Origin of the sequence: Bacillus sp. PS237 (assembly GCF_037963345.1) — a bacterium.
GTDB classification, from domain to species: Bacteria; Bacillota; Bacilli; order Bacillales; family Bacillaceae; genus Bacillus; species Bacillus subtilis.
Genome location: NZ_CP150156.1, coordinates 11,298 through 32,500, shown reverse-complemented (window position 1 = coordinate 32,500; position 21,203 = coordinate 11,298). Strand labels below are relative to the sequence as shown.

The 21,203-nt window shown below is 45.0% G+C and carries 16 protein-coding genes, 3 tRNA genes, 4 rRNA genes, 1 other RNA gene and 1 other annotated feature (1 of these 25 only partly in view); of the genes, 5 read left to right on the top strand and 19 right to left on the bottom strand.

From position 1 onward, the window contains the following. From NST22_RS00170 to tadA, 11 genes are all read right to left on the bottom strand, one after another. Nucleotides 1-733: ribosomal RNA gene (locus tag NST22_RS00170) — 23S ribosomal RNA — on the bottom strand; it reaches 2,195 nt to the left of the window's first position. A gap of 81 nt (nucleotides 734-814) precedes the next feature. Further along, nucleotides 815-890 (bottom strand) — tRNA-Ala (locus tag NST22_RS00165). An 11-nt stretch (nucleotides 891-901) separates the two neighbouring features. Next, a tRNA-Ile gene (locus NST22_RS00160) sits at nucleotides 902-978 on the bottom strand. A 102-nt stretch (nucleotides 979-1,080) separates the two neighbouring features. Further along, nucleotides 1,081-2,630: ribosomal RNA gene (locus tag NST22_RS00155) — 16S ribosomal RNA — on the bottom strand. The 16S and 23S rRNA genes sit together here with 2 tRNA genes alongside, the layout of an rRNA operon. Before the next feature lie 244 nt (nucleotides 2,631-2,874). Then, a complete protein-coding gene (bofA, locus tag NST22_RS00150) occupies nucleotides 2,875-3,138 on the bottom strand; it encodes a sigma-K factor-processing regulator BofA (protein WP_003225421.1) in 264 nt (87 codons plus the stop codon). A gap of 66 nt (nucleotides 3,139-3,204) precedes the next feature. Continuing rightward, entirely contained in the window at nucleotides 3,205-3,429 is a 225-nt protein-coding gene (locus NST22_RS00145; RefSeq protein ID WP_003242387.1) for a YaaL family protein, read from the bottom strand. Between the two features lie 17 nt (nucleotides 3,430-3,446). Continuing rightward, nucleotides 3,447-4,043 carry a recombination protein RecR gene (gene recR, locus NST22_RS00140; RefSeq protein WP_003225425.1) on the bottom strand — a complete coding sequence of 199 codons (597 nt, stop codon included), beginning with the start codon at nucleotides 4,041-4,043 and terminating at the stop codon, nucleotides 3,447-3,449. A 14-nt stretch (nucleotides 4,044-4,057) separates the two neighbouring features. Further along, nucleotides 4,058-4,381 carry a YbaB/EbfC family nucleoid-associated protein gene (locus NST22_RS00135; RefSeq protein WP_003225427.1) on the bottom strand — a complete coding sequence of 108 codons (324 nt, stop codon included), beginning with the start codon at nucleotides 4,379-4,381 and terminating at the stop codon, nucleotides 4,058-4,060. Nucleotides 4,382-4,404: 23 nt separating this feature from the next. After that, entirely contained in the window at nucleotides 4,405-6,096 is a 1,692-nt protein-coding gene (gene dnaX / locus NST22_RS00130) for a DNA polymerase III subunit gamma/tau (protein ID WP_003247135.1), read from the bottom strand. 129 nt (nucleotides 6,097-6,225) lie between these two features. Beyond that, nucleotides 6,226-6,490, bottom strand: an RNA gene (gene ffs, locus NST22_RS00125) — signal recognition particle sRNA large type. 82 nt (nucleotides 6,491-6,572) lie between these two features. Beyond that, nucleotides 6,573-7,058, bottom strand: a complete 486-nt coding sequence (tadA, locus tag NST22_RS00120) for a tRNA adenosine(34) deaminase TadA (RefSeq protein ID WP_003247140.1) — start codon at nucleotides 7,056-7,058, stop codon at nucleotides 6,573-6,575. 85 nt (nucleotides 7,059-7,143) lie between these two features. Between tadA and NST22_RS00115 the strand changes: the two genes are divergently transcribed. The 4 genes from NST22_RS00115 (at nucleotide 7,144) to dck (ending at nucleotide 10,414) form a co-directional block, all read left to right on the top strand. After that, nucleotides 7,144-7,689 carry an isochorismatase family cysteine hydrolase gene (locus tag NST22_RS00115; protein WP_003247139.1) on the top strand — a complete coding sequence of 182 codons (546 nt, stop codon included), beginning with the start codon at nucleotides 7,144-7,146 and terminating at the stop codon, nucleotides 7,687-7,689. 69 nt (nucleotides 7,690-7,758) lie between these two features. Beyond that, nucleotides 7,759-9,042 (top strand): glycoside hydrolase family 18 protein, encoded by a 1,284-nt coding sequence (locus NST22_RS00110; protein WP_003247133.1) that lies wholly within the window; start codon nucleotides 7,759-7,761, stop codon nucleotides 9,040-9,042. Nucleotides 9,043-9,140: 98 nt separating this feature from the next. Beyond that, the gene (gene dgk, locus NST22_RS00105) at nucleotides 9,141-9,764 is read left to right on the top strand and encodes a deoxyguanosine kinase (RefSeq protein WP_003247138.1); all 624 of its coding nucleotides are present in this window, start codon (nucleotides 9,141-9,143) and stop codon (nucleotides 9,762-9,764) included. Beyond that, nucleotides 9,761-10,414: a deoxyadenosine/deoxycytidine kinase gene (gene dck / locus NST22_RS00100; RefSeq protein WP_003226792.1), complete on the top strand. Its 654-nt coding sequence runs from the start codon at nucleotides 9,761-9,763 to the stop codon at nucleotides 10,412-10,414. Before dgk ends, dck begins: the two co-directional genes overlap by 4 nt. Before the next feature lie 111 nt (nucleotides 10,415-10,525). Here dck and NST22_RS00095 read toward each other — a convergent pair. The 6 genes from NST22_RS00095 to guaB all read right to left on the bottom strand — a co-directional run bounded on the left by NST22_RS00095 (nucleotide 10,526) and on the right by guaB (nucleotide 16,995). Continuing rightward, nucleotides 10,526-10,618, bottom strand: a tRNA-Ser gene (locus NST22_RS00095). Between the two features lie 134 nt (nucleotides 10,619-10,752). Continuing rightward, the gene (gene serS / locus NST22_RS00090; RefSeq protein WP_003247131.1) at nucleotides 10,753-12,030 is read right to left on the bottom strand and encodes a serine--tRNA ligase; all 1,278 of its coding nucleotides are present in this window, start codon (nucleotides 12,028-12,030) and stop codon (nucleotides 10,753-10,755) included. A gap of 56 nt (nucleotides 12,031-12,086) precedes the next feature. After that, nucleotides 12,087-12,299 (bottom strand) — a binding site (T-box leader). 52 nt (nucleotides 12,300-12,351) lie between these two features. After that, on the bottom strand, nucleotides 12,352-12,942 hold the full coding sequence (pdxT, locus tag NST22_RS00085; RefSeq protein ID WP_003226797.1) for a pyridoxal 5'-phosphate synthase glutaminase subunit PdxT: 591 nt from the start codon (nucleotides 12,940-12,942) through the stop codon (nucleotides 12,352-12,354). Nucleotides 12,943-12,963: 21 nt separating this feature from the next. Beyond that, nucleotides 12,964-13,848, bottom strand: coding sequence for a pyridoxal 5'-phosphate synthase lyase subunit PdxS (gene pdxS, locus NST22_RS00080; protein WP_003247145.1), 885 nt, complete (start codon nucleotides 13,846-13,848; stop codon nucleotides 12,964-12,966). Between the two features lie 196 nt (nucleotides 13,849-14,044). Further along, nucleotides 14,045-15,376 (bottom strand): D-alanyl-D-alanine carboxypeptidase, encoded by a 1,332-nt coding sequence (gene dacA / locus NST22_RS00075; protein WP_009966224.1) that lies wholly within the window; start codon nucleotides 15,374-15,376, stop codon nucleotides 14,045-14,047. Between the two features lie 152 nt (nucleotides 15,377-15,528). Further along, nucleotides 15,529-16,995: an IMP dehydrogenase gene (gene guaB, locus NST22_RS00070; RefSeq protein ID WP_003226803.1), complete on the bottom strand. Its 1,467-nt coding sequence runs from the start codon at nucleotides 16,993-16,995 to the stop codon at nucleotides 15,529-15,531. A 120-nt stretch (nucleotides 16,996-17,115) separates the two neighbouring features. Between guaB and NST22_RS00065 the strand changes: the two genes are divergently transcribed. Next, nucleotides 17,116-18,063, top strand: a complete 948-nt coding sequence (locus tag NST22_RS00065) for a YaaC family protein (protein ID WP_003247147.1) — start codon at nucleotides 17,116-17,118, stop codon at nucleotides 18,061-18,063. Between the two features lie 39 nt (nucleotides 18,064-18,102). Here NST22_RS00065 and rrf read toward each other — a convergent pair. Further along, nucleotides 18,103-18,218, bottom strand: a 5S ribosomal RNA gene (rrf, locus tag NST22_RS00060). Nucleotides 18,219-18,273: 55 nt separating this feature from the next. Beyond that, nucleotides 18,274-21,201, bottom strand: a 23S ribosomal RNA gene (locus tag NST22_RS00055). Between the last annotated feature and the right edge of the window lie 2 nt (nucleotides 21,202-21,203).

Genomic DNA, 21,203 nt, shown 5'->3' with positions numbered 1-21,203 from the left:
ATCACCTGGTTTCGGGTCTACGACCACGTACTCATGCGCCCTATTCAGACTCGCTTTCGCTGCGGCTCCGCATCTTCTGCTTAACCTTGCACGGGATCGTAACTCGCCGGTTCATTCTACAAAAGGCACGCCATCACCCGTTAACGGGCTCTGACTACTTGTAGGCACACGGTTTCAGGATCTCTTTCACTCCCCTTCCGGGGTGCTTTTCACCTTTCCCTCACGGTACTGGTTCACTATCGGTCACTAGGGAGTATTTAGCCTTGGGAGATGGTCCTCCCGGATTCCGACGGAATTTCACGTGTTCCGCCGTACTCAGGATCCACTCAGGAGAGAACGAAGTTTTGACTACAGGGCTGTTACCTCCTATGGCGGGCCTTTCCAGACCTCTTCATCTACCTCGTTCCTTTGTAACTCCGTACAGAGTGTCCTACAACCCCAAGAGGCAAGCCTCTTGGTTTGGGCTAATCCCGTTTCGCTCGCCGCTACTCAGGGAATCGCATTTGCTTTCTCTTCCTCCGGGTACTTAGATGTTTCAGTTCCCCGGGTCTGCCTTCTCATATCCTATGAATTCAGATATGGATACCACTCCATTACGAGTGGTGGGTTTCCCCATTCGGAAATCTCCGGATCAAAGCTTGCTTACAGCTCCCCGAAGCATATCGGTGTTCGTCCCGTCCTTCATCGGCTCCTAGTGCCAAGGCATCCACCGTGCGCCCTTTCTAACTTAACCGTTAAAAAGAATCACTATGTGATATCTTGTGTTACTAATTGAATGTGATGTCTACTGTTATCTAGTTTTCAAAGAACACGTTGGTGGAGCCTAGCGGGATCGAACCGCTGACCTCCTGCGTGCAAAGCAGGCGCTCTCCCAGCTGAGCTAAGGCCCCGTTATATAAGATGGTGGGCCTGAGTGGACTCGAACCACCGACCTCACGCTTATCAGGCGTGCGCTCTAACCAGCTGAGCTACAGGCCCATCTTAACTTATTCAAGGAACAAAGTTCCTTCAAAACTAAACAAGACAGGGAACGTTCTGTTTATAAGACCCAAGGTCTTATATTCCGTAAAATATCCTTAGAAAGGAGGTGATCCAGCCGCACCTTCCGATACGGCTACCTTGTTACGACTTCACCCCAATCATCTGTCCCACCTTCGGCGGCTGGCTCCTAAAAGGTTACCTCACCGACTTCGGGTGTTACAAACTCTCGTGGTGTGACGGGCGGTGTGTACAAGGCCCGGGAACGTATTCACCGCGGCATGCTGATCCGCGATTACTAGCGATTCCAGCTTCACGCAGTCGAGTTGCAGACTGCGATCCGAACTGAGAACAGATTTGTGGGATTGGCTTAACCTCGCGGTTTCGCTGCCCTTTGTTCTGTCCATTGTAGCACGTGTGTAGCCCAGGTCATAAGGGGCATGATGATTTGACGTCATCCCCACCTTCCTCCGGTTTGTCACCGGCAGTCACCTTAGAGTGCCCAACTGAATGCTGGCAACTAAGATCAAGGGTTGCGCTCGTTGCGGGACTTAACCCAACATCTCACGACACGAGCTGACGACAACCATGCACCACCTGTCACTCTGCCCCCGAAGGGGACGTCCTATCTCTAGGATTGTCAGAGGATGTCAAGACCTGGTAAGGTTCTTCGCGTTGCTTCGAATTAAACCACATGCTCCACCGCTTGTGCGGGCCCCCGTCAATTCCTTTGAGTTTCAGTCTTGCGACCGTACTCCCCAGGCGGAGTGCTTAATGCGTTAGCTGCAGCACTAAGGGGCGGAAACCCCCTAACACTTAGCACTCATCGTTTACGGCGTGGACTACCAGGGTATCTAATCCTGTTCGCTCCCCACGCTTTCGCTCCTCAGCGTCAGTTACAGACCAGAGAGTCGCCTTCGCCACTGGTGTTCCTCCACATCTCTACGCATTTCACCGCTACACGTGGAATTCCACTCTCCTCTTCTGCACTCAAGTTCCCCAGTTTCCAATGACCCTCCCCGGTTGAGCCGGGGGCTTTCACATCAGACTTAAGAAACCGCCTGCGAGCCCTTTACGCCCAATAATTCCGGACAACGCTTGCCACCTACGTATTACCGCGGCTGCTGGCACGTAGTTAGCCGTGGCTTTCTGGTTAGGTACCGTCAAGGTACCGCCCTATTCGAACGGTACTTGTTCTTCCCTAACAACAGAGCTTTACGATCCGAAAACCTTCATCACTCACGCGGCGTTGCTCCGTCAGACTTTCGTCCATTGCGGAAGATTCCCTACTGCTGCCTCCCGTAGGAGTCTGGGCCGTGTCTCAGTCCCAGTGTGGCCGATCACCCTCTCAGGTCGGCTACGCATCGTTGCCTTGGTGAGCCGTTACCTCACCAACTAGCTAATGCGCCGCGGGTCCATCTGTAAGTGGTAGCCGAAGCCACCTTTTATGTTTGAACCATGCGGTTCAAACAACCATCCGGTATTAGCCCCGGTTTCCCGGAGTTATCCCAGTCTTACAGGCAGGTTACCCACGTGTTACTCACCCGTCCGCCGCTAACATCAGGGAGCAAGCTCCCATCTGTCCGCTCGACTTGCATGTATTAGGCACGCCGCCAGCGTTCGTCCTGAGCCAGGATCAAACTCTCCGATAAAGTAGTTTGACTGACTACGCACATTGCTGTGCGATTTATAAAAATGAATTAACAGGTACGTTTTGTCTTGTTTAGTTTTCAAAGAACTTTGTTTACCGCTCGTTTAAGCGACTTTATTATCATAACATTTACCGCCGCTACTGTCAACAACTTTTTAGCATTTTCTTTTCAAAAAAGCTGTTCGTCATCAGCGACGTATATTAGAATAACACCTTCAGTTGTCTAAGTCAATACATAATATCAATTAAATGATAAATTGCTTAATGACGACTAACGCAGCTATTCCGGGTATTCCTAAAATTCCGCTGATAGCTGTTGTAACCAGATTAATCGGCACATGAATGCCAAGACTGCCGCCAAACATATTTACACAAACCAGCAGCAAAGCACCTGCCACAAATTTAACAGCTGTGATGCCAATCCACTTTAAAGGCTTCGCTGCTGAACCTGATAAAAAAAGAAGAATAACCAGTCCTAAAATAATCCCAATAATAAAAATAGGCTCCATGAATCTTCTCATCTCCTTCGCTTGTTCTAGTACAAGCTTATGAGAAGATCCAGGAGTTTAGACCACTTACTTCCACCGGCTGATTTTTAAATTTCGCTGCTTCGCTTCCCTTAAGTAAAAAAAATACTTCGCTTCAGCTACTTTCAGTTCGTATAACACTTCAGCAGACGGTTCTAAGCTTTTTTCAACCAGCTTTTTTTGCCTGTTCCACTCTTCCTTTTGCTTAAAAAGCTGCTCGGTTAGTTTTTCATCAAACTCTCTTCTTAATGTTTTCTTGCGAAGAAAACCCATGGATCGCTTTTTCCTCCTTACAATTCACGTCTTCCTTCAAGTGCTTTAGAAAGAGTGACCTCATCAGCATATTCCAAATCACCGCCGACGGGCAGTCCGTGGGCAATACGGGAGAGCTTAATACCAGACGGCTTGAGGAGCCTTGATATATACATCGCTGTTGCTTCCCCTTCTATATTAGGGTTTGTCGCGAGGATCACTTCTGTCACTTGATCATCCTGTAATCGTTTTAACAATTCTGGTATTTTAATATCCTCCGGTCCGATGCCGTCCATTGGAGAAATAGCGCCGTGAAGAACGTGATACTGTCCGTTGTATTCCTTCATTTTCTCCATAGCGATAACGTCTTTAGGGTCTTGCACAACACAGATAACAGACTTATCCCTGCGCGTATCTTCACATATATAGCAAGGGTCCTGATCTGTAATATGCCCGCAAACTGAACAATATGTCAGGTTGCGTTTCGCATTTACTAATGCTTTCGCAAAATCTAATACTACATCTTCTTTCATACCTAGAACAAAAAAAGCCAGACGAACCGCTGTTTTCGGTCCGATCCCTGGCAATTTCATAAAGCTGTCAATCAGCTTTGATATTGGTTCAGGATATTGCATGTTCTTTTATCCCCCTAGAATAAACCTGGCATGTTCATTCCCTTTGTAAATTGACCCATTGTTTCGTTTGTGATTTCGTCAACTTTTTTCAAAGCTTCATTCGTTGCAGCAAGCACTAAATCTTGAAGCATATCAATATCTTCAGGATCAACGACTTCTTCTTTGATGATAACATCCAGGATTTCTTTTTGGCCGTTTGCTTTTACTGTTACCATACCGCCGCCTGCAGTTCCTTCAACAACCTTTTCTGCAAGCTCTTCTTGAGCCTTCGCCATGTCCTTTTGCATTTTTTGCATTTGTTTCATCATTTTTTGCATATTACCCATTCCGCCACGCATAGCATTCACTCTCTTTCATTTTGTTAGTCTTTTATTTCAATTAAATCCGCTCCAACAAGCTTTTTCGCTTCGGCAATAAGCGGGTCTTCTTCAGCCGGTTCATTTGATCCTTCATTTTCCTGCTGATGATCTTCTAAAAATTCTTCTCTTATTTTACCCCATTGTGCTTCTGGAACGCCAATCAAATCCATTCTTTTTCCGAGCATCGATTCTAAAATCTGCTCAAGATTAGTCCGGACTCCGTTGTTATCCTCAGCGACCATTTTACAATGAATTTCATATTTGAATTTCAGAACAAATGCCGCCGATCCGGCAGCCACAGGTTCACTGTCATTCAGCAAAGCGGCATGTGATACTTTGTTTTGCTGTTTGAGATGAGCAAGAAGCTTGCCCCAACTGTTTCTGAGCAGATCAAGATCCGGTCTTGTGGCTTCCTTCAAAATCTCATGAATTCTGCCTACTGGCGCTTTGTAATTGGATTTCCCGCCCTTTGGCACACGCGGCGCTTCTTTTTTCGGGCTTTCCGCAGCTGCTTTTATGCCCGTTGTTTTGAGCCGCTCTACTTCCTGTTCGAGCTGCTGGATTTTTTTCATCAGCATATCCACTTCCGGGAGATCAGCAGCAGATTGATGTGAGGTTTGGCAAATCTTCACAACGGCCACTTCGAAAAAGATACGCGGATGATTTGTCCATTTCATTTCCTGATGGCTCTTGTTCAGAATATCAATCATTTCATATAGGGCCTGAGCCGGAATTTGTTCACTTAGTTCCCGGAACGTTTCATCGACTTTTACTTTCTCAAGCACTCCCTCTAAGCCAGGGGCTGTTTTGTACAGCAGCATGTCCCTGAAATAGAAAATCATATCTTCTATCAGCTTAGCTGGATCTTTTCCTTGCTGAAGCAATTCATTTAATGTTTCCAGTGCGTCAGAAACGTTTTTATCATGCAGGGATTTTGCAAGCTTCCCGATATATAATTGAGAAACAGCACCCGTAATTAAAAGCGCATCTTCGACTTTCAGGATATCGCCGCTGAATGATATGGCCTGATCAAGAAGGCTCAGGGCATCCCTCATCCCTCCGTCTGCAGCACTCGCGATGATTTCCAGCGATCCTTCCTCCACTTGCAGCTGTTCAGCATCAACAATTTTATTCATGCGGCCTACAATCGCTTGGGAGGTAATTCGTTTAAAGTCAAAACGCTGACATCTAGAGATAATGGTTAAAGGAATTTTGTGCGGTTCAGTTGTTGCTAATATGAAAATACAATGCTCAGGCGGCTCTTCTAATGTTTTTAGTAATGCATTAAAAGCGCCGATAGAAAGCATATGCACCTCATCTATGATATATACCTTATATGTGACGGCCGATGGGGCAAACTTCACTTTATCGCGAATGTCACGAATCTCATCAACACCGTTATTAGAAGCGGCGTCAATTTCTATGACATCGGATATTGACCCGTTTGTTATCCCTTTACAGGCCGCACATTCGTTGCATGGCTCATCAACAGGAGCATGTTCACAGTTGACAGCCTTAGCAAATATTTTGGCTGCACTGGTTTTTCCGGTTCCTCTAGGCCCGGAAAACAGATAGGCGTGAGAAAACTTTTTTTGCAAAAGGGCATTTTGCAGCGTTTTTGTAATGTGTTCTTGTCCGACCACATCTTCAAAGCGCTGAGGCCTGAATACTCGATATAAAGCTTGGTAACTCACGGGTTTGCCCTCCTCCGTTATTCATCATTCCCATTATACATGAACCTTGTTTCGATTCCAAAAGCTCTTTTTACATAACAAAAAACTCACCTAATATTAGGTGAGTCTGAAAATTTGATGATTGATTTACCGTGCACCTTCTGTCGATTCGCTACCCTAAGCGTTACTTAAGCAGTTAGCTCGGCCCAGGCAACCCTGCGGCACATGAGAGGTTTCACTTAATGCTGCTTCCTTCCGGACCTGACATGGTTCATGAATTCCCATTGCGCAGGACCCAAACGTCAACACCACTTACTTAAGGCAGGCCTTAAAGTAAACGAACCTCGAGAAGGGATTCGGCCCTGCTAGAGCGGATTGCAGGTACAGGGCACCGCTACCTCCCCGCTTAGCACGGCAAAATAAATATCAAATTTTATGTTGCATCTATTACGATGCACACTTAAGTATATCTGTTTCCCCTAAAAATTGCAACCGTACTATTCAGACAAGTTTTTCCTGGCGGCTTTCTTCTTTTTTCTTAGTTCTCTGAAAAACGCACTGAGCATTCCGCCGCATTCTTCCTCAAGCACACCGCTCACCACTTCAGCCTGATGATTAAAGCGTTCCTCCTGAAGAAGGTTCATTAGCGTGCCTGAACAGCCGCCTTTCGGATCAAATGCGCCAAAAACCACTTTTTCCACTCGAGAAAGTACGACTGCACCAGCACACATTGGACAAGGCTCAAGCGTCACATAAAGAGTCGCACCTTCCAGCCGCCATGTTCCGAGTGCCTTACACGCTTCATCAATTACAAGCATTTCTGCATGGGCAATAGATCGCTGTTCAGTCTCTCTTAAATTATGCGCACGCGCTATAATTTCACCATTAATGACAAGCACCGCACCTATTGGCACTTCACCTTTCTCTTCAGCCTTTTTCGCTTCTTTAATTGCTTCTTTCATATAAAGTTCATCTTGTGTCATAAGGATAAGCTCTCTTTTCAAAGTTTTTTCATTGCCTAAAAAGGCTACATATTAACTATAACTGAAACGGAAAGGAGACTGTCGATTGTCCAAAGCAGATAAAGCCCTTCTCATTGTAGACATGATCAATAATTTTGAATTCGATATGGGGGAAACCCTCGCTAAAAAAACAGAAAAAATCGTTCCTCATATTTTATCATTAAAGGAGCACGCGAGACAAAATGAATGGCCGATTATTTACATCAATGATCATTATGGACTTTGGCAAGCTGACATTAAAAACATACAGCAAGAATGCACAAATGAAAGAAGCAAGGATATCATCACAAAGATAGCTCCGGTAGATGCTGATTATTTTTTAATCAAACCGAAACATTCCGCTTTCTACGAAACAGCACTTCACACCCTTCTTACTGAGTTGCAGGTGAGACATATTATCATAACAGGTATAGCCGGCAATATATGCGTGCTGTTTACCGCTAATGACGCTTATATGAGGGAATACAGCATCACGATTCCTAAGGACTGTATCGCGTCAAACAGTGACGAAGATAACGAATTCGCCTTAACCATGATGGAGAATGTTCTTTTCGCAGAAATTACGACGGAAGAACAAATTATAGAAAAATAAACATGATCAGCGCTTTTCTTTCATACATTGATAGCGATATGAAAGGAGGCGTTTTTCATTCAAATTTATGTGGTAAAACAAGGCGACACTCTTTCTGCTATCGCTTCACAATACAGAACAACCACAAATGACATCACTGAAACGAATGAAATACCGAATCCCGACAGCCTTGTTGTCGGACAAACCATTGTCATTCCAATAGCTGGCCAGTTCTATGATGTGAAGCGAGGTGATACCCTGACATCCATCGCCCGGCAGTTCAATACAACAGCAGCCGAGCTCGCAAGGGTTAACCGCATCCAGTTAAATACCGTGCTTCAGATTGGTTTCCGTTTATACATCCCTCCAGCTCCTAAACGAGACATCGAATCAAATGCTTATTTGGAGCCCCGAGGAAATCAAGTCAGCGAAAATCTCCAGCAGGCGGCCAGAGAAGCGTCGCCCTACTTAACTTACCTTGGCGCATTCAGCTTCCAGGCACAGCGGAACGGAACCTTAGTCGCACCGCCTTTAACGAATTTAAGGAGCATTACAGAAAGTCAAAATACAACATTGATGATGATTATAACGAACCTAGAAAACCAGGCATTCAGCGATGAACTTGGCCGGATCCTTTTGAACGACGAAACTGTAAAAAGACGGCTTCTAAATGAAATAGTCGAGAATGCCAGAAGATATGGCTTCCGTGACATTCATTTCGACTTTGAATATTTGCGGCCCCAGGATAGAGAGGCCTATAATCAATTCCTCCGCGAAGCAAGGGATCTTTTCCATCGAGAGGGCTTAGAAATTTCTACGGCTCTTGCTCCTAAAACAAGTGCAACACAGCAGGGCAGGTGGTATGAAGCTCATGATTACAGGGCACATGGCGAAATTGTCGACTTTGTTGTTCTCATGACATATGAATGGGGCTATAGCGGCGGACCGCCTCAAGCGGTTTCTCCAATTGGACCTGTCCGTGATGTCATAGAATATGCTTTGACTGAAATGCCTGCGAACAAAATTGTCATGGGCCAGAATTTATATGGATATGACTGGACGCTGCCATATACAGCAGGGGGAACTCCAGCAAGAGCAGTAAGCCCTCAGCAAGCCATTGTCATAGCTGATCAGAACAATGCTTCCATTCAGTATGACCAAACCGCTCAAGCTCCTTTCTTCCGCTATACTGATGCAGAAAACAGAAGGCACGAGGTATGGTTCGAGGATGCCCGCTCGATTCAAGCAAAATTCAATCTGATTAAAGAGCTGAATTTAAGAGGCATCAGCTATTGGAAGCTGGGTCTTTCCTTTCCACAAAACTGGCTGCTGCTGTCTGATCAATTTAATGTTGTCAAAAAGACGTTTCGATAATTTGGAAACGTCTTTTTTTCATGGGGGCACCCAAGGGTTGTGATACAATATGAAGGTCGGTAACTGACGCACGTTTTTCAGATATAAGGAGGATTCCGATGAATACAGCCCCTTTTATTGCAATAGAAGGTCCTATCGGGGCAGGAAAAACAACTCTCGCAACGATGCTCTCACAAAAATTCGGATTCCCTATGATCAATGAGATTGTAGAGGATAACCCGTACCTTGATAAGTTTTATGACAATATAAAGGAATGGAGCTTCCAGCTCGAGATGTTTTTTCTTTGTCACAGATACAAACAGCTTGAAGACACCAGTGATCACTTTTTAAAAAAGGGACAGCCTGTAATAGCTGATTATCATATTTATAAAAATGTGATTTTTGCGGAACGAACCTTGTCTCCACATCAGCTGGAAAAATACAAAAAGATATATCACCTGCTAACGGATGATCTGCCAAAGCCGAATTTCATCATTTACATAAAGGCCAGTCTGCCTACATTGCTACACCGCATTGAAAAACGCGGGCGCCCCTTTGAGAAAAAAATTGAAACTAGCTATTTGGAGCAGCTGATTTCAGATTATGAAGTCGCCATCAAGCAGCTGCAGGAAGCAGACCCTGAACTTACAGTGTTAACCGTAGATGGTGATTCAAAGGATTTCGTTTTGAATAAGAGCGACTTTGAACGCATTGCCGCCCATGTAAAGGAGCTTATCGTATGAAGGAACATCATATCCCTAAGAATTCAATTATTACAGTAGCAGGAACAGTAGGTGTCGGAAAATCGACTTTAACAAAAACTTTAGCTAAACGGCTTGGATTTAAAACATCGTTGGAGGAAGTCGATCATAATCCATATTTGGAAAAGTTCTATCATGATTTTGAACGTTGGAGCTTTCACCTTCAAATTTACTTCTTAGCTGAACGCTTCAAAGAACAGAAAACAATTTTTGAAGCCGGCGGAGGTTTTGTACAGGATCGTTCGATTTATGAAGATACAGGAATTTTCGCAAAAATGCATGCTGATAAAGGGACAATGTCAAAGGTTGATTATAAGACTTACACAAGCCTTTTCGAAGCAATGGTAATGACACCGTATTTCCCACATCCAGATGTGTTGATCTATTTAGAAGGAGATCTGGAGAACATTTTAAACCGGATTGAACAACGCGGCCGTGAGATGGAGCTTCAGACAAGCCGGTCTTATTGGGAAGAAATGCATACACGCTACGAGAACTGGATAAGCGGTTTTAATGCCTGCCCTGTTTTAAAACTTCGCATTGAAGATTATGATCTTCTGAACGACGAAAACTCGATTGAAAATATTGTAGATCAAATTGCTTCAGTTATTCATGATAATCAAAAAAAGTGAATCTCAGTCGAGATTCACTTTTTCTTTAAAATAAAAAATCCGCCGCACCGAATGCAACGGACAAAACAATCTCCAATATATGCTTGTGTTTCATTAGAATTAAAATCAATATGGCGGAGGAAGAGGGATTCGAACCCCCGCGGGCTTTGACACCCCTGTCGGTTTTCAAGACCGATCCCTTCAGCCGGACTTGGGTATTCCTCCGTATCGACAAGACTAACTATATCACGTATGTTCTCGTGTGGTCAAGCATTTTTAAAAACTTTTTTTGTTTTTATGAAAATGCCGTGTTTACATAAGCAAAAAGGCGCACCTTGTCAGGCACGCCTTTCCATAATTTACGGTTTCATTACTTCTCTATTCCCCATATAAGGACGAAGCACTTTCGGAATCACAACGCTTCCGTCTTCCTGCTGATAATTTTCTAAGATAGCAGCAACTGTTCTTCCAACCGCCAGTCCTGAGCCGTTCAGTGTGTGTACATGCTCAGGCTTGCCTTTCGCTTCACGTCTGAAACGAATATTCGCACGTCTCGCCTGGAACGCTTCGAAGTTGCTGCAAGAAGAGATTTCTCGATATGTGTCTTGGCTTGGAATCCAAACTTCGATATCGTATTTTTTCGCAGCCGTAAAGCCTAAGTCACCCGTACACATGCTCATGACACGGTATGGAAGCTCAAGCAGCTGAAGAACCCGTTCTGCTTGGTTTGTAAGTTTCTCTAATTCTTCATAAGAATCTTCAGGCTTCACAAACTTTACAAGCTCAACTTTATTAAATTGGTGCTGACGAATTAATCCGCGTGTGTCACGTCCTGCTGAACCAGCTTCAGAACGGAAGCAAGCACTGAATGCCGCATAGTTGATCGGCAGGCTGTCACCTGAAAGGATTTCATCGCGATGCATGTTTGTAATCGGCACTTCCGCCGTTGGAATTAAGAAATAATCTTCTTCTCTGATTTTAAATGCATCCTCTTCAAATTTAGGAAGCTGCCCCGTTCCCGTCATGCTTGCGCGGTTTACCATATATGGCGGGATCACTTCAGTGTAGTTATACTCATCCACATGCAGATCAAGCATAAAGTTATAAAGCGCACGCTCCAGACGAGCACCTAAGCCTTTATAGAACACGAAACGGCTTCCTGTTACTTTGGCAGCACGTTCAAAATCCAGAATACCCAGCTCATCCGCAATATCCCAGTGCGGCTTCGGCTCATAAGCAAATGAAGGCTTTTCACCCCATTTACGCACTTCTACGTTGTCGTCTTCTGTTTCACCGACAGGTACAGACTCATGCGGAATATTCGGGATTGAGAGCAGGATTGTATCAAGCTCAGCTTCCACTGTCCGTAATTCTTCATCGAGCTTTTTAATTTCCTCGCCGACTTCACGCATTTCTTTAATAATGTGATCCGCGTCTTTTTTCTCACGCTTCAGCACAGCAACCTGCTGAGAAACTTCATTTCGTTTTCCTTTTAACTCTTCAACCTTGCCGATAAGCTCTCTTCGTCTATCATCCAGCGCCTCAAACTTATCAAAATCAGTTAAGTCTTCGCCTTTGTGTACAAGCTTTGCTTTAATTTCTTGAAAATTTGCTCTCAGCATTTTCGTATCAAGCATGCGAAACACTCCTTTTTTTATTGATTTATCGAAAATAAAAAGAGCCCTCATCCCCATAAAGGGACGAGAGCTCTCGCGTTGCCACCCTGATTGAAAACAAATCAAAGACTCGTTTTCCACTTTCAAACATAACGGTTATCCCGTAAATGCCTACTCGCTTCAGCATTTCGCTCAAGGATGGATTCAGACAGCATCTTTCACCGATTCGCACCAACCATCGGCTCTCTTAGAAAGAGAGGCTCCCTACTAGTTCCTATCAACGCTTTTCGATCTTTATTTGTGCTTATAATGTACTATAAGTTTCCACAGCTTTCAACTGTTTTATACAAGTGCCTTTTGCTTATATTCCTCAACCATTTCAACAAACAGCTGCGTCACTCGGTGATCTTCTGTCAGCTCCGGATGGAATGAGCAGCCAAGGAATTGCCCCTGTTTCGCGGCTACAATACGACCATTATGCTCCGATAGAACTTCAACATTTTCACCAGCTTCTAAAATATGCGGAGCACGGATGAATACCCCAGTAAAAGGCTCGTCCAAGCCTTTAATTGTTAAATCAGCTTCAAAGCTGTCAACCTGCCGGCCAAATGAATTACGTTCTACAACCACATTCAGAAGACCTAAATGAGGATTATCTGAACCGGCAATTTCTTTTGCTAATATAATTAATCCGGCACATGTTCCAAACATCGGTTTGCCCTGAGCAGCGAATTCACGAAGCGGCTCCATGAATTGATACGTATCGATCAAACGGCGCATCGTCGTGCTCTCACCGCCCGGCAAAATCAACCCGTCAACTTCGTTCAGCTGCTCCGGACGTTTTACGACAAGACCAGCCGCGCCGCATGCTTCAATCGCATGGATGTGCTCTCTAACTGCTCCTTGAAGTCCTAGTACACCTATTGTTAACATGTCAGCAGCGCTCCTATGTTCTTACCAGCCGCGTTCTTGCATACGCTGTTCTGGAAGTAAGTTTGAGATTTCAATCCCTTTCATTGCAGTACCAAGCTCTTTTGACAACTCAGCGATTAATTTGTAATCAGTAAAGTGAGTTGTTGCTTCCACAATTGCTTTCGCAAATTTAGCAGGGTTGTCTGATTTAAAAATACCAGAACCAACAAATACTCCGTCAGCACCAAGCTGCATCATGAGAGCAGCATCAGCTGGAGTTGCTACGCCGCCAGCGGCAAAGTTAACGACAGGAAGCTTGCCGTCTTTTTTAATTTGAAGAAGAAGCTCGTAAGGAGCACCTAGGTTTTTCGCTTCTGTCATTAGCTCATCCTCACTCATCGCAACTACTTTGCGCACTTGAGCGTTAACTTTACGCATATGGCGAACAGCCTCAACAATATTACCTGTTCCAGGCTCACCTTTTGTGCGAAGCATAGAAGCACCTTCCGCAATACGGCGTGTTGCTTCACCAAGATCACGGCAGCCACAGACAAAAGGAACTGTGTATTCATTTTTATTTAAATGAAATTCTTCGTCAGCCGGCGTCAGAACTTCACTTTCATCAATATAGTCAACACCCATAGCTTCAAGCACACGCGCTTCAACAATATGTCCGATACGCGCTTTTGCCATTACCGGGATAGATACTGCATTCATTACTTCTTCCACGATTGTAGGGTCAGCCATACGGGCAACTCCTCCAGCCGCGCGAATATCTGCTGGCACACGTTCTAGCGCCATTACAGCGACAGCTCCAGCTTCTTCAGCGATTTTCGCTTGTTCCGCATTGATGACGTCCATGATGACGCCGCCTTTTTGCATTTCTGCCATTCCGCGTTTTACACGTTCAGTACCTGTTTGAGCCATTTCTTGGTCCCCCTAATCAAGGTATAGTTATATGATTTCTAATCCTTATTGTATCCTAGAAATCCAATAATTCATATGCATATATACTATTTTATTCGGTTTTTAGCGCTTTGAAAATCATTTTTTATTAAAAATTGGGTTTTTTCAGTATATTACGCGAAAGAGCCCTAACATCCATCAGAGCTCTTTCAATTGATTAAAACCAGCCGGTTACCGTATCAACAATGCTTCCCCAAATTCCGGCAAAAAATCCGCCGATACTGCGCATTGTCAAAACAAACCAGTTTGCTTTTTCTACATTTTCTTTTGTAACAAGGTCTACGCCAGCCAGATCGCTGTTAAGGAATCCGTAATCCTTTTCATCACCTGTGTATTCCGCAGTCAGCTTCCCAACCTTGGTTCCTTTTTTCACAGGAGCAGTTAAGTTGTCTTTATTCAGTGTGACCTTCGCTTTGTAATTCTTTTCTTCACCATTTTTGACAGGAAGAGAGAACGCCTTGTTTGTCACAATGCCTACTTCTTTCTCTTTACCCTTATCAACTGAAATTGTTTTATGGCCTTTTACTTGATCGCCTTCAGCATAAATTTCTTTCATGGAGAAATTGTCGAAAGCATAATCAAACATTTTTTTCGTTTCATCGAAACGGCCTGTATGAAGGTTGCCCTTTGCGTTTAAAACAACAGTGATGACACGCATACCGTTGCGTTCAGCTGTTCCTGTAAAGCATGAACCCGCAGAGTCAGTAGAACCTGTTTTCAGTCCGTCTACAGTCGCTTTTTTATACTCGCTGACAAGCCCCTTCAGCATAAAATTCCAGTTCGGCATGTCCATTTCATCATCGGTGCCTTCTCTGAATTTCGTTTTGGCGATACTGGAAGTCTCCAGTATCTCAGGGTAGTCAGTAATCAAGTGATCCGCAAGAACCGCCATATCCTTTGCAGAAACTTCACTTTCTTCATTTACGCTTGTCCCCTCAGGCTGATGCCCGTGAAGATCTTTGTTTTCAAGACCTGTTGCGTTAACAAATTTGTAATCTGTTAAGCCTAGTTCTTTTGCTTTTGCATTCATTTTTTCAACAAACTTAGTTTCAGAACCGGCAACGATTTCTGCAATCGCAATAGCAGCAGCATTTGCAGAATAAATTGCTGTAGCTTGATATAATTCTTTTACTGTGTATTTCCCGTCTTTCCGAAGAGGAACGTTTGATAAGCTGTTATCTTGGGAAATTTCATACACATAGTCATCAGGCGTATAGGTTTGGTCCCATTTCACTTTACCTTGATCAATTGCTTCCAATAACAGATACTCTGTCATCATTTTTGTCATACTCGCAATTGGCAGTCTCTTATCTGCATTTTTACTGTAAAGAATTTTACCTGAAGAAGCTTCGATCATAATAGCAGCAGATGCATTGATATCAATTGGATCGCTGGCTGCTTTCGCTTTTGACATTGGAGCCAGACACGTGACAGCTAGAGTTAACACAACCAATGACATCAGTAGCTGTTTACATTTCTTGATGTTCAATCGTACGACCTCCGTATTTCATTTTCTTCATCTATAATTAAGCCGTTAAGGACATTTTCAATGCACAACAGTATAAATTTTATCATAATCAGTATAAAAAAAATAGACAGAGTCAGAGACCCTGTCAAATGTTTTTAATTTGTAACAATTTATTATGAAATTGTATAGTTAGGTGATTCTTTTGTAATCTGTACGTCATGCGGATGGCTTTCGCGAAGTCCTGCGCCAGTCATGCGAATGAACTGAGCTTCTTCTCTTAGCGCACGCAGATCTTTGGACCCGCAATACCCCATACCAGAACGAAGGCCTCCGACTAGCTGATAAACGGTTTCTTCAACTGGCCCTTTGTAAGGTGTGCGTCCTTCAATTCCTTCAGGAACAAATTTTTTGTTTTCTTCTTGGAAGTAACGGTCTTTACTTCCTTTTTCCATTGCAGCAACTGATCCCATGCCGCGGTATACCTTAAATCTTCTGCCTTGGTAGATTTCAGTTTCACCAGGGCTTTCTGATGTGCCTGCAAGCAAGCTTCCGAGCATAACAGCATGTCCGCCGGCTGCCAATGCTTTAGTGATATCGCCAGAGAATTTAATCCCACCGTCGGCGATGATTGTTTTGCCGTGTTTTCTTGCTTCAGTCGCACAATCATAAATTGCTGTAATTTGCGGAACACCCACGCCGGCTACAACACGTGTAGTACAAATTGAACCAGGCCCTATTCCAACTTTGACAACGTCTGCTCCAGCTTCGATAAGCGCTCTTGTCGCTTCAGCTGTTGCCACGTTTCCAGCAATAATGTTTAATTCGGGATACGTTTCACGGATTTTTGTGACTGTGTTTAAAACGCCTTGAGAGTGTCCGTGAGCTGTATCGATAACAATCACATCAACATTGGCTTCAACAAGCTTTTTGACGCGAGTCATTGTATCGCCAGTTACACCAACTGCCGCGCCAACGATCAGGCGGCCGTGAATGTCTTTAGATGAGTTCGGGAACTCAATGACTTTTTCAATGTCTTTAATTGTGATAAGACCTTTTAATTTATTCTGGTCATCTACGAGAGGAAGCTTTTCAATTTTATGTTTCTGCAAAATCTTTTCAGCTTCATCCAGAGTAGTTCCTACAGATGCAGTAACTAGCTCTTCTTTCGTCATGACGTCGCTGATTTTCATTGAGTAGTCAGAAATAAAACGAAGGTCACGGTTTGTAATAATTCCAACAAGCTTCTGGTCTTCTTCGTTATTTACAATCGGAACACCGGAAATTCTGTATTTCCCCATCAAATGCTCCGCATCAAATACTTGGTGATCAGGAGTTAAAAAGAAGGGATTTGTGATAACGCCGCGCTCAGAACGCTTTACTTTATCAACTTGTTCAGCCTGCTGTTCAATGGACATATTTTTGTGAATGATGCCCAAGCCGCCCTGTCTTGCCATTGCAATTGCCATTGCTGATTCTGTTACAGTGTCCATACCTGCGCTGATGACAGGAATATTTAGCTTTAACGTTTTTGTAAGTTCTACAGATAAATCCACATCACGCGGAAGTACCTCAGACTTTGCTGGTACAAGCAGCACATCGTCGAACGTTAAGCCTTCTTTTGAAAATTTACTTTCCCACATTAGTAAATCCCCCTCTTTTCGGCAAAATATTATATGTAGATTATCAACTAGCCAAGAGCATGTCAAGGAAGCGGGAAAGAGTTGAAATATTTAGATAACGGAAAGGATTAAGAAATATACATGACATATCATGAGTGGAAAGACTTAGCGCTATTTTACTCCGTTGAATCAACCCAGAAATTTCTAGAAAAGGTTTATATCTTAAACGGTATTAACGATGCGAAAAAAAACTCTTTTAAAAACAGTGAACGGTTTATTTATTTCTTAAAGCATGCCGAATCGTTTTATAAACAAGCCGCATATTCTCCCTTAGAAATCAAACCGATTCTTTTATTTTATGGAATGGCACAGCTTATCAAAGCATGCTTAATTACACGTGATCCTCATTATCCAAGCCATACATCAGTACTGGCACATGGCGTAACAACAAGAAAACGAAAGAAACAAAATTATTGTTTTAGCGACGATGAAGTGAAAATACAACGGAATGGCCTATGCGTACATTTTATGAAACATTTATTCGGACAATCGGATATAGTAGATGAACGGTATACCATGAAAAAATTATTAATGGCCATTCCAGAACTTAGCGATATTTTCTACTTTCAGCAGAAAGAACGATTTATGACAAAAGTTGAGAAGGATAAGAACGAAATTTTTGTACCGGAGGAAGTAGTAATCAATTACAAAATGTCTGATTCAAGGTTTGCTGAATACATGTCCCATCATTATCAATGGTCTTTTACAAAAAAAAATGAACACGGGCTGCTGTTCGAAATTTCACCACAAGACAAGGAGCCATGGACATCGACCAGCTTATTGTTTGACATGGAAAAGAACCAATATTATATCCCTTCTCAAAGGGAGCAATTTCTGAGGCTTCCCGAAATGACAATTCATTATTTGATTTTGTACAACGTTGGGATGATTGCAAGGTATGAAACAGAATGGTGGTATGAGTTATTAACACAGCATATAAGTGATGACTACGTGTTAATTCAGCAGTTTTTATTAGTATCAGAAAAGAAATTCCCTAAATACGCTTCACAGTTTCTTCTTCATTTTTAACAAACAAAAAACCCAGCTCATTGAGCTGGGTTTAAGCTTGCTTGGCGGCGTCCTACTCTCACAGGGGGAAACCCCCGACTACCATCGGCGCTGAAGAGCTTAACTTCCGTGTTCGGTATGGGAACGGGTGTGACCTCTTCGCTATCGCCACCAAACAAATTGAGAGTGTTCTCTCAAAACTAGATAACAGGTGTGACATCATTCAAAAATATGGTTAAGTCCTCGATCGATTAGTATCTGTCAGCTCCATGTGTCGCCACACTTCCACCTCAGACCTATCAACCTGATCATCTTTCAGGGATCTTACTTCCTTGCGGAATGGGAAATCTCATCTTGAGGGGGGCTTCATGCTTAGATGCTTTCAGCACTTATCCCGTCCGCACATAGCTACCCAGCGATGCCCTTGGCAGAACAACTGGTACACCAGCGGTGCGTCCATCCCGGTCCTCTCGTACTAAGGACAGCTCCTCTCAAATTTCCTGCGCCCGCGACGGATAGGGACCGAACTGTCTCACGACGTTCTGAACCCAGCTCGCGTACCGCTTTAATGGGCGAACAGCCCAACCCTTGGGACCGACTACAGCCCCAGGATGCGATGAGCCGACATCGAGGTGCCAAACCTCCCCGTCGATGTGGACTCTTGGGGGAGATAAGCCTGTTATCCCCGGGGTAGCTTTTATCCGTTGAGCGATGGCCCTTCCATGCGGAACCACCGGATCACTAAGCCCGACTTTCGTCCCTGCTCGACTTGTAGGTCTCGCAGTCAAGCTCCCTTGTGCCTTTACACTCTGCGAATGATTTCCAACCATTCTGAGGGAACCTTTGGGCGCCTCCGTTACCTTTTAGGAGGCGACCGCCCCAGTCAAACTGCCCACCTGACACTGTCTCCCCGCCCGATAAGGGCGGCGGGTTAGAAGGTCAATACAGCCAGGGTAGTATCCCACCGATGCCTCCACCGAAGCTGGCGCTCCGGTTTCCAAGGCTCCTACCTATCCTGTACAAGCTGTACCAACATTCAATATCAGGCTGCAGTAAAGCTCCACGGGGTCTTTCCGTCCTGTCGCGGGTAACCTGCATCTTCACAGGTACTATAATTTCACCGAGTCTCTCGTTGAGACAGTGCCCAGATCGTTGCGCCTTTCGTGCGGGTCGGAACTTACCCGACAAGGAATTTCGCTACCTTAGGACCGTTATAGTTACGGCCGCCGTTTACTGGGGCTTCAATTCGCACCTTCGCTTACGCTAAGCGCTCCTCTTAACCTTCCAGCACCGGGCAGGCGTCAGCCCCTATACTTCGCCTTACGGCTTCGCAGAGACCTGTGTTTTTGCTAAACAGTCGCCTGGGCCTATTCACTGCGGCTCTCTCGGGCTTGCACCCTAACAGAGCACCCCTTCTCCCGAAGTTACGGGGTCATTTTGCCGAGTTCCTTAACGAGAGTTCTCTCGATCACCTTAGGATTCTCTCCTCGCCTACCTGTGTCGGTTTGCGGTACGGGCACCTCTCACCTCGCTAGAGGCTTTTCTTGGCAGTGTGGAATCAGGAACTTCGCTACTATATTTCGCTCGCCATCACAGCTCAGCCTTATGGGAAACGGATTTGCCTATTTCCCAGCCTAACTGCTTGGACGCGGATATCCAATACCGCGCTTACCCTATCCTCCTGCGTCCCCCCATTGCTCAAATGGTGAGGAGGTGGTACAGGAATATCAACCTGTTGTCCATCGCCTACGCCTTTCGGCCTCGGCTTAGGTCCCGACTAACCCTGAGCGGACGAGCCTTCCTCAGGAAACCTTAGGCATTCGGTGGAGGGGATTCTCACCCCTCTTTCGCTACTCATACCGGCATTCTCACTTCTAAGCGCTCCACCAGTCCTTCCGGTCTGGCTTCACAGCCCTTAGAACGCTCTCCTACCACTGTTCGAAGAACAGTCCGCAGCTTCGGTGATACGTTTAGCCCCGGTACATTTTCGGCGCAGAGTCACTCGACCAGTGAGCTATTACGCACTCTTTAAATGGTGGCTGCTTCTAAGCCAACATCCTGGTTGTCTAAGCAACTCCACATCCTTTTCCACTTAACGTATACTTTGGGACCTTAGCTGGCGGTCTGGGCTGTTTCCCTTTCGACTACGGATCTTATCACTCGCAGTCTGACTCCCAAGGATAAGTCATTGGCATTCGGAGTTTGACTGAATTCGGTAACCCGGTAGGGGCCCCTAGTCCAATCAGTGCTCTACCTCCAAGACTCTTACCTTGAGGCTAGCCCTAAAGCTATTTCGGAGAGAACCAGCTATCTCCAGGTTCGATTGGCATTTCACCCCTACCCACACCTCATCCCCGCACTTTTCAACGTGCGTGGGTTCGGGCCTCCATTCAGTGTTACCTGAACTTCACCCTGGACATGGGTAGATCACCTGGTTTCGGGTCTACGACCACGTACTCATGCGCCCTATTCAGACTCGCTTTCGCTGCGGCTCCGCATCTTCTGCTTAACCTTGCACGAGATCGTAACTCGCCGGTTCATTCTACAAAAGGCACGCCATCACCCGTTAACGGGCTCTGACTACTTGTAGGCACACGGTTTCAGGATCTCTTTCACTCCCCTTCCGGGGTGCTTTTCACCTTTCCCTCACGGTACTGGTTCACTATCGGTCACTAGGGAGTATTTAGCCTTGGGAGATGGTCCTCCCGGATTCCGACGGAATTTCACGTGTTCCGCCGTACTCAGGATCCACTCAGGAGAGAACGAAGTTTTGACTACAGGGCTGTTACCTCCTATGGCGGGCCTTTCCAGACCTCTTCATCTACCTCGTTCCTTTGTAACTCCGTACAGAGTGTCCTACAACCCCAAGAGGCAAGCCTCTTGGTTTGGGCTGATCCCGTTTCGCTCGCCGCTACTCAGGGAATCGCATTTGCTTTCTCTTCCTCCGGGTACTTAGATGTTTCAGTTCCCCGGGTCTGCCTTCTCATATCCTATGAATTCAGATATGGATACCACTCCATTACGAGTGGTGGGTTTCCCCATTCGGAAATCTCCGGATCAAAGCTTGCTTACAGCTCCCCGAAGCATATCGGTGTTCGTCCCGTCCTTCATCGGCTCCTAGTGCCAAGGCATCCACCGTGCGCCCTTTCTAACTTAACCGT